Source organism: Paenarthrobacter sp. PPS72, from assembly GCF_048537125.1.
GTDB classification, from domain to species: Bacteria; Actinomycetota; Actinomycetes; order Actinomycetales; family Micrococcaceae; genus Arthrobacter; species Arthrobacter nitroguajacolicus_E.
In genome coordinates this window covers 85,605-98,382 of record NZ_JBLYIE010000019.1, presented here as the reverse complement: position 1 = coordinate 98,382, position 12,778 = coordinate 85,605, and the positions used below count along the sequence as shown (strand labels likewise).

Genomic DNA, 12,778 nt, shown 5'->3' with positions numbered 1-12,778 from the left:
GGTCCCATGCTGACAGTCATTGGTGAGGCCCTGGTCGACGTCGTTCAACGCTCCTCGGGTATCGAGGCGCACGTTGGAGGCAGCCCGCTCAACGTTGCAGTCGGCCTGGCCCGCTTGGACCACCCCGTGCAGTTCATCGGGCGCTACGGCCGGGACGCGTACGGCGATTCGGTTGCTGCCCACCTGCGTTCGAGCTCGGTGATGGTTCCGCTTCCGCCCGACGAGAAGCCAACCAGCGTGGCCACCGCGCAAATCGACGACGACGGCGCCGCCACCTACGCTTTCGACCTCGCCTGGGAGTTGCCCGGGCTCACGGGCCGGTTGCCGCTCATGCTGCAGGGCTCCACGCTGCTCCACACAGGGTCCATTGCCACCTTCCTGGAGCCGGGCGCCGCGGAGGTGCTTGCCGCCGTCGAGCATGCCCACCCGAGCAGCACCATCAGCTTCGACCCCAACTGCCGCCCGAGCATCATCACGGAGGTTGAGTACGCGCGAACACAGGCCGAGCGCTTCGTGGTGCTTTCCGACGTGGTGAAAGCCTCGGATGAGGACCTTGAATGGCTTTATCCCGGTGTTGATCCGGTGGAATCCGCACGCCGCTGGCTGTCCTTGGGCGGGGAGGAAGGCCCGGCCTTGGTAGTGGTGACGCGGGGTTCACGTGGTCCGTGGGGCGTCACCAGGTCAGGTGAAACACAGGTTCCAGCGCCGTCCGTGAACGTGGTGGACACCGTGGGCGCGGGGGATTCGTTCATGGCAGGACTCCTGTCCGCCATTGTGGACCACGGGCTGGACGGCGCCCAGAACCGCGGCGATCTCCGGGGGATGCCTGCGGAAACCCTGGCCGCCATCATGGACCACGCAACACGTGCGGCCGCCGTGACAGTGTCACGGGCAGGCGCGAATCCACCCACGCGCGCCGAACTCAACCACGGCGTCGCGTAAGCACGCGTCGCTAACGCCGGGTGTGCACATGGCTGCTTAGCCCGCTCCGTGCCCCGCAGCCACTTCCTCGCCGGCCTTGACCGGCCCCGGCGGAGTGCCGTGGCCGAACGGGCTTCCACCCAGGGATTCGCGTCCGTGCGGGCTGAGCCAAGCGGATAGGTCAGGGCCTACGGGAACGATCTGTGTGGGATTGATGTCCTCATGCACTATGTAGTAGTGCTGCTTGATCTGCACGAAATCGATGGTGTCCCCGAACCCCGGCGTCTGGAACAGGTCCCTGGCGTACGCCCACAGCGCGGGCATCTCGCTGAGCTTGTTGCGGTTGCACTTGAAGTGGCCGTGATAGACGGCATCGAACCGCGCCAAGGTGGTGAAGAGCCGCACGTCAGCTTCGGTGATCGAGTCACCCACCAGGTAACGCTGACCGCTCAACCGCTCCTCCAGCCAATCCAAGGCATTCCAGAGCCGGGTGTAGGCGGCCTCGTACGCTTCCTGGGATCCGGCGAAGCCGCACCTGTAAACGCCGTTGTTGACCTCGGTGAAGACCCGCTTGTTGACCGTATCGATTTCCTCGCGCAGATGCTCCGGGTACAACTGCGGCGCTCCGGGGCGGTGGAACTCTGTCCACTCGGTAGAGAAGTCCAGAGTGATTTGGGGGAAGTTGTTGGTCACCACCTGGCCGCTGGGTACATCCACCATGGCTGGAACAGTGATGCCGCGAGGATAGTTCGGGAAGCGGCGGAAGAAGGCTTCCTGGAGGCTCTCGATGCCAAGCACGGGGTCCCTGCCATCGGGATCCAAATCGAAGGTCCAGGATCTGGCATCGTGCGTGGGACCCGGTTGGCCCAGGCTGATGACGTCCTCCAGGCCAAGAAGCCTGCGCACGATCACGGCGCGGTTGGCCCACGGGCAAGCGCGTGCTGCAATCAACCGGTAGCGTCCCGGCTCCACGCGCCAGCCAGGCTCGCCGTTAGGGCCGGCAGCGCCGTCACGGGTGATGCGGTCCTCGATGTAATTGGTGTCCCGATTGAACTCGCCGCCGGTGACGTATGCTCCGCGGGTGCTGTGTTCTTCGACTTCGCTGGTCTTCTCACTCATGGCTTCACACTATGCCGCGCTCCCAAGGACGCGCGACCTTGGGGGCTTTGCGCCCACGTAGACTGGCATGATGCGGCTCGTAGCAAGCGATATTGACGGCACCATCCTCGGTCATGACGGCAAAATCAGTGACCGGACCATCAAGGCATTCCAAGCGTGCCGCGACGCCGGAGTGGAACTCGTCTTTGTCACGGGTCGTCCACCGCGCTGGTTGTACCCGCTGAAGGAGCAGTTGGGCCACAGCGGGATCGTGATCTGTTCCAACGGTGCCGTGGTGTGGGATCTCGAAACCGAGAAGGCCCTGTCCTCGTGCGTTCTGGACGCCGAATCCGTCTTCGAAGCCCGCCGCATCATCAAGTCCATCAGGCCCGACGCCCTGTTCGCTGTGGAGACTCTCACCGGGTTCCAGCTTGAGCCGGGTTTCATCGAGAACGAAACCAGCGAGCTACTCGCCGAGTTCACCCCCGCACCGCTGGCCGACACGCTCACGGCGGACGACGCCGTCGTAAAGTTCCTGGCGATCACGCGCAAAGGTACGCCGGACGAATTCCTGGCCGAGGTGCAGCCGGCCGTGGCACATCTTGTGAGCACCACTCACTCGGCGCCGCGGACGGCAATGCTGGAGATGTCCGTTCCGGGCATTAACAAGGCCGTCACGCTGGCCAAGTACGCCGGGTCCCTGGGGATCGAGGCCGCTGATGTGGTGGCGTTCGGGGATATGCCCAATGACATCGAGATGCTCCGCTGGGCCGGCCACGGATACGCGATGGCCAGTGGACACCCGGAGGCCATCCTCGCCGCCGGGCAGCAGGCCCCGCACTTCGACGACGACGGCGTGGCCCAGATTCTCGAGGCGAAGCTCACTGAGCAGCGGGTCTAGTCGCGTCCGATGCGGGGAACCCAGCAGCGCACTGAATCGCGGTATCGCTGGAACCCGGCTCCAAATCGGCTTTCCAAGTCTGCTTCCTCATGCGGCCTCACAGCGTAATTCCACAGCAGCGAACCAAGCACCGCATAGGCGATCACCAGCCACGAACCCAGAACCATGCCCACGGCCACGCCTTGGGAAATGCCTGCCACTGCCATCGGGTTCCGGACCCACCGGTACGGCCCGGCGATCACCAGCCGGTTGGGCATGGCAGAGGGCAAGGGAGTTCCGTTTCCGGTGGAGGACATGGTCACCGCGGAAGCAATACCGAGAGAGCTGGCGAGGGCCAGCAGGACCAAACCGGTAACTACTGCCGCGGAGGGGAACGGCAGGGCAACAAGCCAGCGCTGCTCGAGCCACCCTATGAATGAGGGAATCACCAGCAGGAAGAATCCCCAGAAGAGAATCAACTGACCCATGGTTGCCGCCACGTGCCCCGCAGTGCCGCGACGGTCTGCTGCCGGGCGGAACGCGAACGGTCCCTGCACGATCAACTCCGTCGGGACGCGGCCCCGCACAACGAACAACAGAGCGATAACCGAACAACCGGCGGCCGCAAGCATGATCAGGACGCCCCAGCCCGCTTCGGTAGTGACGGTGGCGTAGGCGGCCAGGGCGATTGCAACGAGGACAGTCCACCCGGTGGCCACGGCGGCAGCTGCCCTGACGCCGAAGGCCGCGACACCCGAGCCGATGACGAACAGCGGAACATCAAAGGCCGCCACAAGAACGGGGTCCAGGCTGCCGAGCGTGGCCCCACGCATCGCCGGCGACAGGAAAACGGCAATCCACCAGGCCAGTCCAGCCACGGCTTGTACAGCGAAGTAGAAGCGCCCCCACCTTCGCACCCGCGAAGGAGCCCCTACCGTCACGGGTGCCGCACGCCCTCACCGGCCAGCAAAGCGCGGTAGCCCTCCTTGTAGGTGGGGAAGGTGAGTTGAAAGCCTGTCGCCCTCAGGCGTTTGTTGGAACAGCGCTTATCGCCGGGGCCAGCGTCGGACGCGTCGCCAAGTGCCGCCGTCGGGGGTTCCGGGCATCCCATTTCAGAGGCCAGGAACCGCATGACGTCGCCCATCTCCGCCGCCTGGTCATCTACGCCTACGTAGACGGAATCAGGAGCGGTTTCCATGGTGGTGAGGTGCACGATCATGGCCGCGGCATCGTCCCGGTGAACGCGGTTGGTATGCCGGGGCTGGGCCGGGATGACGGCCTTGCCGCTGCGGACCTGGTCGATTAATCGTGTGCGACCCGGTCCGTAGATACCCCCGAGCCGCAGGGAGATGGGTTTCGTGTTGGAACCGTGCGTTCGGCTGAACAGCAGGTTTTCCGCTTCTACGAGGACCCTGCCGCTGAAGCGCGTGGGCTCCGTGGGCGTCGACTCGTCCACAACCGCTCCGCCGGAATCCCTGTACACAGCCGTGGAGGAGACGAACAGGATCCGTCGCGGCTCGATCGATTGCCCCTCCAGTGCGTCCAGGACGTTCTTCACCCCGTTCAAATATGCGGCGCGGTAGGCATCCTCGGTGGACGCGTCAGCGGCTATCGCCACCACAACAATGTCCACGTCCCCAGGCAGTTCCGGCACGGAGGTGGAGAGGTCCGCGAATACGCCGCGGATCTCTGCGGGTAGCTTTTCGGGGGACCGACGCAGGCCAACCACATCATGGCCCGCAGCCGCGAAACGCAATCCCACTTCGGTTCCAAGGTCGCCGCAGCCGGCAATCAACACAGTCATGCCCCTAGTTTGTCAGTCCCACAGTGTCACCTGGTTCCCAGCTTCCATACAACCGGCGTTCAACTTGCGCCCGTAGGCTTCCAGCCAAGCCCCGTTTGCGCGGTGAAATTCTGTCTCATTGAACTTGTAGGGGGAACCATGGCTAAGCGTCGGATCAACAACGTCAATAGCGCCCCATTGCGGCGCATCGAACCGGACCATCACTGGCGTTCACTTCGCCAGGGTGATCGCGTCAATGTCATGCTGACGCCCGGGTTCGAGTCGGCTGGCGTGGTGGACGCCGTTACCGGGGATGCCACCGCGGTGTGGGTGGAGCTCGACGGCGGCCGCGGCCGGACGCTGGTGCACGTCAGCGACGGCGTGGCCATCGTTCCGCAATCGACGACGGCGGCGGTCCCGCAGGAGAGCTAGCCGCGCCTTTGCGATGGGCTACGCTACGGGAGTGACGCTGCCCTATTTCCTTCGCAAGGACGGTTCGGTGGGCCCTTTGGCCTTCGCCCACCGAGGTTTTTCCTTGGATGGCCTGGAAAATTCCATGGCCGCCTTCCTCGCGGCAGTGGAACTCGGAACTATGCACCTTGAAACCGACGTTCACACAACAGCCGACGGCGTGCTGCTGGTTTTCCATGATTCTTCCCTGGACCGTGTGACTGATTCCGCGGGCAAGGTTTCGGAGCTGACCGCCGCCCAGGTTGCTGCTGCCCGAATTGGCGGGGTGGAGCCGGTTCCCACATTCGATGACCTGGTTTCCTCGCTGCCCCAAGCCCGGTTGAACCTGGACGTTAAGGACTGGAACTCCGTGGGTCCCATGGCCGCGGCAATTGAAAAGCATGGCGTCCATGAGAGGGTTCTGGTCACCAGCTTCTCGGACAGGCGGCGCCGCTCGGTCCTTTCCAAGCTCTCCCGCCGGGTGGCCTCTTCCGCGGGCAGCTCCCTGACCGCGCTCTTCGTTCTCCTGGGCCCCGTGCTTCCGGTTCCCTTGGCACGGAAGCTGCTCTCCGGCGTCGACGTCTTCCAGGTTCCGGTCCGTTACGGCCGGTTGCCGGTGGTGACGCCGGGGTTTATTCGCCGCGCCCATCGACTGGGACGGCAGGTTCATGTGTGGACCGTCAACGATCCCGTTGAGATGGAACGGCTTTTGGATCTTGGTGTGGACGGAATCGTGTCCGACCGTTTGGACCTCCTCAAGGAAGTCCTTGTGCGCCGGGGGCAGTGGGTATAGCCCCCGCCGAGTTGGCACTTAATACCCATCCCACGCTCCAACATGGGTGTTAAATGGAATCTCGGCGGAAGAAATTACTCAGTACCCTTTCTATTCCGGTCGGATTGGCGCTAGGGTCGAAGTGTCCGTACTCTTCGTCGGCAGCATGGCGCTCTCTGCGCCGGCGCGGGAAGAAAGGAAGCTGAGAATGGCTTCGGATCTCACACCACCACGGATCACGACGAAATCCGCACATGGGTGGATAGCAAGCTCGCATTCCCGTTCCAAGCCAAGAACGCCAGCAGTGAGGACAGTAGGTTCCTCAAGCTGGTCAGCCGCTGACGCTTGAGCGTATGCACGCCCGGCTGGCAAATGGGCCAAATTTGGTGCCGACCGGATCTAAAAACGTGTGAAATGAACCAATTTGAAAAGGAGATAGTCGTGGCTGAGCGAGGAAACACCAAGCACAACCAGGAACTTGACGACCAGATGAAACACGAAGTCCAAGGCTTGGTCCGGGGAACCAAACCCGCCCACGTTGAAGAGGCGCGTGAAACCGAACCCTTTCCTGATGAAACCGATCCGGAAGAAGTCAGGGAAGCACTGAACCCCAATACCGGCAAGGGAGAAGCAGGCGGAGGAGGGGCATCCGATGACTGAGCAACTTGCCAAGTACTCCGGGCTGTTCCGGAAAGAAGGTCCATGGTGCGTGGCCTACGTTGATGCCAGTGCCGGCACGGTGGACGGTTTGGAGAACGCCGATGTGCAGCCGGACAACGTGCGCAATGTCCTTCAGGGATTGGGTGCCTCCGAGGATGACCTTCAAGCCATTCATGGGGCCATCCAGCCGGCAAAGGGCGAGCCCGCACCGGTGAGCCGTTTCGTTTTGGTGGGCCAGGGCGAAGTGGTGATTGACGAAGTCCTGCCGGGCGCGCTGGTGGGGCCGGAAATGATCTCCAGGGACGAGATCCCCAATCTTTTGCCCCTGCTGAAACACCACCCGAGCGGTTTTGCCTATGTGGTGGTGGAAGCCAGTCGTGACGAAAGTGAAATTCGCCTGTACACCGCTGGCGCACCGGCCGTGGAAGAACGCCAGCACATCCAAGGCGACGATGATTCCCTGAAGAAAGTGCCGGTGGGTGGCTGGTCGCAAGGCCGCTATCAGCGGCACACGGAAGAAGTGTGGCGCCGCAACGCCGATCAGGTGGCTGAGGAAGTCAGCAGGATCGTGCGGGAACGCCACGCCAAGCTCGTGATTCTCGCCGGAGACATCCGTGCGCGGCAGTTGGTGGCCGATCAGCTCTCCGAAGAGAGCAAAGCCGTCCTGTCCACTGTTGACTTCCACACGCTGGCAGCAGGATCGGACAGGGAAAAGTTCGACAACGAGATCAACTCCCTGGTCGCACAGCAGTGGGCCGCCGAGCAGCAGCAACTCATGGACCGTCTTGCAGAACAGGACGGGCAGGCCAATCCGCTCTCGGCCACAGGGATCGGAGCGGTTGTTCACGCGCTCCAGCAGGCCCAGGTTGACGTGTTGATTCTCGACGACGGTTCTCTCGCCGAGCACACCCTGCTCGCTTTGAGCGCCGAGCCATGGGTGGCCAGCTCCGAGGGTGAGTCGCTGGGGGCGGATGTTGTGGCCAAGGTATCTGCTCCCACAGCGCTCCTCCGAGCCGCAGCGTTGACTGACGCGCGTGTCCAGTTGGTTCCCTCGGGTGCCTTGCCCGAAGGGGTCAACGTGGCCGCTTTGCTTCGCTGGCCAACCGGCCCGGAAGTACCGGAGGGCGCGTAGCTGGATACCTTCAAACCCGGGAGGGCCGAGGCGCACATGCCCCGGCCCTCCCGTGTTTACTGCTCCTGGTAACGCCCTGCTAGCCGTTCTGCGTTTCGATCGCGGCAGGCCGAACCTGGCTGGCGCGGATTCTCTCCACGTCGAACTTGTTGCTGCGGTCGAAGTTGAAGATGCCGTTCTTCTCCTGGAAAACGTCCGTCAACTGGGTGTAGCAGTAACCGAACATGTCCGGGTTATCCAGCAACACTGAGCAGAGTCCGTCGAAGCGGGTGTAGAACTCTTCCTCGCTGCCTACCCGCTGGCCGTAGCCCCACGAAGAGGCGACGTCGCTTCCGTCCACAGCCTGGCGAGCCTCAACTTCGTTCCACCAGATCCCGCCGAATTCGGAGACGAAGTACGGTTGGCCGGCATAGGGGACTGAATACTCCTGGCCGTCCGCCGTGCGGTTGATGTACGGCTTACCGTCAGCGAGGCCCTGCTGTTCCAGCCGGAAGCGGTCCGGGTCCTGCTCATAGGAATGGGAATCGTAGATGTCCGTTTCCCGGATTCGGTGGGAGTATCCGGAGGCGTCGATGACCGGACGCGTGGGATCAGCGAGCTTGGTGGCCAGGAACATGGCTTCCGTGACGTCATCCAGCACCGTGGGGCGATCATGCATCACTTGGTGAGTCTCGTTGAGGGGGCACCAACCAATGACGGAGGGGTGGTTGAAATCGCGCTTCAAAACTTCCAGCCATTGCGCCACGAAGCTCGCTGTGGGTTTTTGGTTGTGCCCCACAGTTCCTCCGCCGGAGACGCCCCAGTCGCCGAACTCGCCCCACACCAGATAGCCGAGCCTGTCCGCATGGTAGAGGAAGCGCTCTTCGAAGACTTTCTCGTGCAGCCGGGCGCCGTTGAAGCCTGCGGCCATGGACAACTCGATGTCCTTGATCAAGGCGGCGTCATCCGGTGATGTCATCAGGGACTCCGGCCAGTAGCCCTGATCCAGAATCAAGCGCTGGAAGACGGCCTTGCCGTTGATGCGTACAACCTTGCCGTCCAAGGCAACCGAACGGACTGCTGCGTAGCTGCTGACCTGATCAATAACAGTACCGGCGTCATCCTGGATGCTGACGTCGAGGTCGTAGAGGAAGGGATCCTCGATGGACCAGGGACGCAAGGATTCGGTGGGGATGGTGAGGCGGAGTGATGGCGTGAGGTCCAGGTCTGCTTTGGCCGTAACCTCGACACGTACGTCCCCCTTGTCGCTGAGCACGGCGGTGACTGTATGCCCGCCCCGGTTCCGGCTAACGGGCACCTCCAGCGTGATGCTTGAGTCCGCGAGGTTTGGGGTCATCCGGAGGCGTTTGATGTGCACCTCGGGGACCGCTTCCATCCACACCGTCTGCCAAATTCCGGTGGTTCGGGTGTACTGGCAGTGGGTGTTGTTATACCAAGTTGCCTGCTTGCCGCGGGCCTGCATTTCGTGACGCGAATCCCTGGCCCGCACCACAATTACTGCGTCCGTACCAGGCTCGGCCACTCCTCCGAGGTCCGCGGTGAAAGGCGTAAAGCCGCCCCGGTGCCTGGCAACTTCAACTCCGTTTACCCATACGGTGGCGTCGTGGTCCACAGCGCCAAAGTGCAGCAAGACGTTCTGCCCTGCCCACCCCTGCGGAATCGTCACCGTGCGCCGGTACCAGACGGCTTCCATGAAATCGACGTGCTCGATCCCCGAAAGTGCGGACTCCGGTGCAAACGGAACCAAGATCTCGCTGTTCAGTTCGCGGGTGGTGAGCCCGCGCTCCAAACCGGAGTCACCGGCGTCGATCTCGAATTCCCAGATGCCGTTGATGTTCAGCCACTTGTCGCGGACCAGCTGCGGGCGGGGGTGCTCGGGTTTGGGCATGGTGGAGGTCACATTTTGGCTCACACTCAAAAACCTAACGTGAGATGGGGTTGAGTACCACCAGCCGCCGCGCAAGGATGAATAACGTGACCCGATTCCGTTTAGCAATCCTTGATGATTACCAGCAGGTCTCCGGCGATTACGCCCCGTGGGATTCATTGCTCGACGACGACGTGAAGGTCAGCGTCTTCAGCGCACCTTTCCTTTCGGAAGAGCAGGCCGTGGCCGCCTTGGCGCCGTTCGACATCATCGTGGCGATGCGGGAGCGAACCCGTTTTCCACAGGAGGTCCTTGAGGCGTTGCCAAACCTGAAGCTGCTGGTAACCACGGGCATGGCAAATGCGGCGATCGACCTTGAAGCGGCGGCGGAACGCGGGATCGTGGTCTGCGGGACGGGTGGCTCACCGGCAGCAGCGCCCGAACTGACGTGGGCCTTGCTGCTCGCGTTTGCCCGTAACCTGACTGTGGAGGAGAACTCTCTGCGGGCTGGCGACTGGCAGACCGGCGTCGGGTTTGAACTTGAAGGCAAGACGCTCGGAATAGTTGGCTTGGGCAAGATCGGCAAGCGGATGGCGGGCTACGCGAAGGCATTCGGGATGGACGTCCTTGCTTGGAGCCAAAACCTCACCGCGGAAACCGCTGAGGCTGCCGGCGCCCGGAAGGTCAGCAAAGAGGAGTTGTTCAGGGAGTCGGACGTGGTGACGTTGCACCTCCGGCTGTCCGAGCGGACCGAGGGCGTTGTTGGCTCGGAGGAGCTGCGGCTTCTCGGTCCTGACGGCGTTTTGGTCAACACTGCGCGCGGCCCATTGGTGGATGAGGCCGCACTGATCCGGGCCCTGGAGGAGGGTTGGATACGTGGCGCTGCCTTGGACGTCTTTGATGAGGAGCCCCTTCCGGCCGGGCATGCGCTGCTGCATTCTACGAGGACCGTGCTCTCCCCGCACATCGGCTATGTGACGCATGAGAGTTACCGGCAGTTCTACGGTGGGGCGTTCGAAGACGTGAAAGCGTGGTTGGACGGGACTCCTGTGCGGGTGATCGGCGGGTAGTTCGGGCGCCTGCTGTTGGCGGCTCGCGCCCGTTAGCGCCGCTCGCACCCGTTCCGAGTTAGTCGCGCGCCCTTTGCCGCCATATGCACCAGAGGTTACGGGTGCACATGGTGGCTAGGGGCGCGAAGGCCAAAGCAACGACGAAATGAGGCGCTGATTCCTAAGTTACGGACTGGGCAAGCGCTTTCCGAGCAAAGCTGGCAAGATGGACCCATGCGTATCCTCATCGCCCCGGACAAGTTCAAGGGATCACTGACCGCAGCCGAAGCCGCGTCAGCCATGGCCGAAGGCGCCCTCCGTGTGTACCCGGATGCAGTGACCACCCAGTTCCCCGTTGCCGACGGCGGCGAAGGCACCTTGGACGCCGCTATTGCTGCGGGCTACGAGGAACGGAACAACGCAGTTGTTGGCCCTATCCTCAAGCCCGTCGGAGCCTCGTGGGCGATCCGAAAAGACTCCTTCGGTGGGGCAAGTGCCGTCATTGAGACTGCGATGGCCTCCGGATTGGCGCACATGGAACCGACGCCCGGGAACTCGCTGCGCGCCCACAGTTACGGTTGCGGCCAGCTCATCGCCGCCGCTCTGGAAGCCGGTGCCACCGAGATCGTGCTGGGCTTGGGCGGCTCTGCAATGTCCGACGGCGGCAGCGGCGCGTTGCGGGCATTGGGGCTCAAGCCTCTTGATGCTGCCGGTAATGTGGTGCCCCTCGGCGGAGGTTCCCTCACCGACGTCGTTGCCTTGGATGTCTCCGAGCTGGATCCGCGGCTTTCGGCCGTGAAGTTCCGGATCGCCGTCGACGTCCAAAATCCCTTGTACGGGCCGGAAGGTGCCGCGCATGTTTTTGGTCCCCAGAAGGGTGCGGATGAGGACGCCGTCGAAAAGCTCGACGCCGGTCTCCGCAACTGGGCCTCGCTCCTTCGGGAAGCCACGGGCCGCGATGTGAACGTGGCGGGGGCTGGAGCGGCGGGTGGGTTCCCGGCGTCGTTCCTGGCCTTCACTGATGCCGGGCTGGAAGGCGGCTTTGCGCTGGTCGCGGGGCTCACTGGCTTGGCGAAGCACCTCGGCGAGGCCGACCTGGTCATCACCGGTGAGGGTTCCATGGACGAGCAATCGCTCACTGGCAAGGCTCCCATTGCCTTGGCTGATGCCGCGAGCGTGCACGGAATCCCCGTCATCGCCGTAGCCGGGCGTATCACCGTCACGCCGGAAGACCTGGCGAAGCACGGGATCGTAGCTGCGGCCCAGTTGCTTGACGTTGCGCAGCGCAAGGACGGAGTTCCGGACGTCGCCGATGCCGTAGCCAACGCGGCAAAATACCTCGCATGGGCTACGAGCCAAGTGCTTGAAGGCGCGTAATTGGCTCCGGGGCTACTGCCGGTAGCCCTCCACCTCACTGATGGGGCGGGGCTCGGCCTCGTCCGGATTCTCGCCGGCGTCCCTCTTTGCCCGGCGTTGGCGCAGGAGGTCCCAGCACTGATCCAGCTGCGCTTCGAGTTGGGCCAAGCGCGCGGTGCTGTCGCCGCCGTCGTCACCTGAGCCGGCGGCGTCGCGGAGTTGGTGCTCCTCCTCTACCAACGACTGAATTCGCTCCAGAAGGTCCTGCTCGTCCATGTTCTACTCCCTGCGTTTGTGGGTGGTTACCTAGAACGTAGTCCTGCTGATGGGGTGCGTCTACCGGTGGTCGACGGCATACTTGGGTCATGAAATTCACTACGACCATCGTCGGCGATGGCAATAAGGCGGGCATAGAAGTTCCGGACGAAATCGTCGAGGGACTCGGCGCCGGCAAGCGGCCACCGGTTGTCGTGACCATCAACGGCCGGAGTTACCGCAGCAGCATTGCCGTGATGGGCGGAAAAAACATGGTGGGTGTCAGCTCGGCGAACCGTGAACTGACTGGCACCGCAGCGGGGGACACGGTGGACGTTGGCCTTGAAGTGGACACCGCGCCGCGGGTCATCGAAGTGCCCGAGGACCTGGCCGCCGCGCTCGAGGCGGAACCGGAGGCGAAGGCGTTCTACGGCACGTTGAACTACAGCAGCCAGCGGCGCTACGTCGAGCCGATCGGTGAAGCCAAGACCGAAGAGACTCGTGCCCGAAGGATCGCGAAGGTCGTTGCGGACTTGAAGGCCGGCAAGAAATAGC

The 12,778-nt window shown here is 63.2% G+C and carries 14 protein-coding genes; 9 read left to right on the top strand and 5 right to left on the bottom strand.

The window, feature by feature from the left end; translation table 11 throughout:
* Positions 1 to 6 precede the first annotated feature (6 nt).
* Positions 7 to 942: a carbohydrate kinase family protein gene (locus tag ACLRGI_RS09555; protein ID WP_419201429.1), complete on the top strand. Its 936-nt coding sequence runs from the start codon at positions 7 to 9 to the stop codon at positions 940 to 942.
* A gap of 36 nt (positions 943 to 978) precedes the next feature.
* Here the strand turns inward: ACLRGI_RS09555 and ACLRGI_RS09550 are convergent, their stop codons facing one another.
* Positions 979 to 2,040: a glutathione S-transferase family protein gene (locus ACLRGI_RS09550; RefSeq protein WP_419201428.1), complete on the bottom strand. Its 1,062-nt coding sequence runs from the start codon at positions 2,038 to 2,040 to the stop codon at positions 979 to 981.
* 70 nt (positions 2,041 to 2,110) lie between these two features.
* Between ACLRGI_RS09550 and ACLRGI_RS09545 the strand changes: the two genes are divergently transcribed.
* Positions 2,111 to 2,920, top strand: a complete 810-nt coding sequence (locus ACLRGI_RS09545) for an HAD family hydrolase (protein WP_419201536.1) — start codon at positions 2,111 to 2,113, stop codon at positions 2,918 to 2,920.
* Here the strand turns inward: ACLRGI_RS09545 and ACLRGI_RS09540 are convergent.
* Entirely contained in the window at positions 2,917 to 3,777 is an 861-nt protein-coding gene (locus ACLRGI_RS09540; RefSeq protein ID WP_419201427.1) for a methyltransferase family protein, read from the bottom strand. The two genes, ACLRGI_RS09545 and ACLRGI_RS09540, sit on opposite strands and share 4 nt — an antisense overlap.
* Positions 3,778 to 3,836: 59 nt before the next feature.
* Positions 3,837 to 4,703, bottom strand: a complete 867-nt coding sequence (locus tag ACLRGI_RS09535; protein ID WP_419201426.1) for an SDR family oxidoreductase — start codon at positions 4,701 to 4,703, stop codon at positions 3,837 to 3,839.
* A gap of 138 nt (positions 4,704 to 4,841) precedes the next feature.
* Here ACLRGI_RS09535 and ACLRGI_RS09530 point away from each other — a divergent pair, with 138 nt between their 5' ends.
* From ACLRGI_RS09530 to ACLRGI_RS09515, 4 genes are all read left to right on the top strand, one after another.
* The gene (locus tag ACLRGI_RS09530; protein WP_419201425.1) at positions 4,842 to 5,114 is read left to right on the top strand and encodes a hypothetical protein; all 273 of its coding nucleotides are present in this window, start codon (positions 4,842 to 4,844) and stop codon (positions 5,112 to 5,114) included.
* A 13-nt stretch (positions 5,115 to 5,127) separates the two neighbouring features.
* Positions 5,128 to 5,925, top strand: a complete 798-nt coding sequence (locus ACLRGI_RS09525) for a glycerophosphodiester phosphodiesterase family protein (protein WP_419201424.1) — start codon at positions 5,128 to 5,130, stop codon at positions 5,923 to 5,925.
* Positions 5,926 to 6,345: 420 nt separating this feature from the next.
* Positions 6,346 to 6,564, top strand: a complete 219-nt coding sequence (locus ACLRGI_RS09520) for a hypothetical protein (RefSeq protein ID WP_419201423.1) — start codon at positions 6,346 to 6,348, stop codon at positions 6,562 to 6,564.
* Positions 6,557 to 7,696, top strand: a complete 1,140-nt coding sequence (locus ACLRGI_RS09515) for a baeRF2 domain-containing protein (protein ID WP_419201422.1) — start codon at positions 6,557 to 6,559, stop codon at positions 7,694 to 7,696. The genes ACLRGI_RS09520 and ACLRGI_RS09515 overlap by 8 nt, the downstream gene beginning before the upstream one ends.
* Positions 7,697 to 7,775: 79 nt before the next feature.
* Here the strand turns inward: ACLRGI_RS09515 and ACLRGI_RS09510 are convergent, their stop codons facing one another.
* Positions 7,776 to 9,596, bottom strand: coding sequence for a glycoside hydrolase family 2 protein (locus ACLRGI_RS09510; RefSeq protein WP_419201535.1), 1,821 nt, complete (start codon positions 9,594 to 9,596; stop codon positions 7,776 to 7,778).
* 65 nt (positions 9,597 to 9,661) lie between these two features.
* On the opposite strand from ACLRGI_RS09510, the gene ACLRGI_RS09505 reads away from it, so the two are divergent.
* Both ACLRGI_RS09505 and ACLRGI_RS09500 read left to right on the top strand, forming a co-directional pair.
* Positions 9,662 to 10,633 carry a D-2-hydroxyacid dehydrogenase family protein gene (locus tag ACLRGI_RS09505; RefSeq protein WP_419201534.1) on the top strand — a complete coding sequence of 324 codons (972 nt, stop codon included), beginning with the start codon at positions 9,662 to 9,664 and terminating at the stop codon, positions 10,631 to 10,633.
* Positions 10,634 to 10,846: 213 nt separating this feature from the next.
* Positions 10,847 to 11,989, top strand: coding sequence for a glycerate kinase (locus ACLRGI_RS09500; protein ID WP_419201421.1), 1,143 nt, complete (start codon positions 10,847 to 10,849; stop codon positions 11,987 to 11,989).
* A gap of 12 nt (positions 11,990 to 12,001) precedes the next feature.
* Here ACLRGI_RS09500 and ACLRGI_RS09495 read toward each other — a convergent pair whose 3' ends face one another.
* Positions 12,002 to 12,244, bottom strand: coding sequence for a DUF2630 family protein (locus ACLRGI_RS09495; protein ID WP_419201420.1), 243 nt, complete (start codon positions 12,242 to 12,244; stop codon positions 12,002 to 12,004).
* An 89-nt stretch (positions 12,245 to 12,333) separates the two neighbouring features.
* On the opposite strand from ACLRGI_RS09495, the gene ACLRGI_RS09490 reads away from it, so the two are divergent.
* Positions 12,334 to 12,777 (top strand): YdeI/OmpD-associated family protein, encoded by a 444-nt coding sequence (locus tag ACLRGI_RS09490; RefSeq protein WP_419201419.1) that lies wholly within the window; start codon positions 12,334 to 12,336, stop codon positions 12,775 to 12,777.
* The last annotated feature ends 1 nt before the right edge of the window (position 12,778 follow it).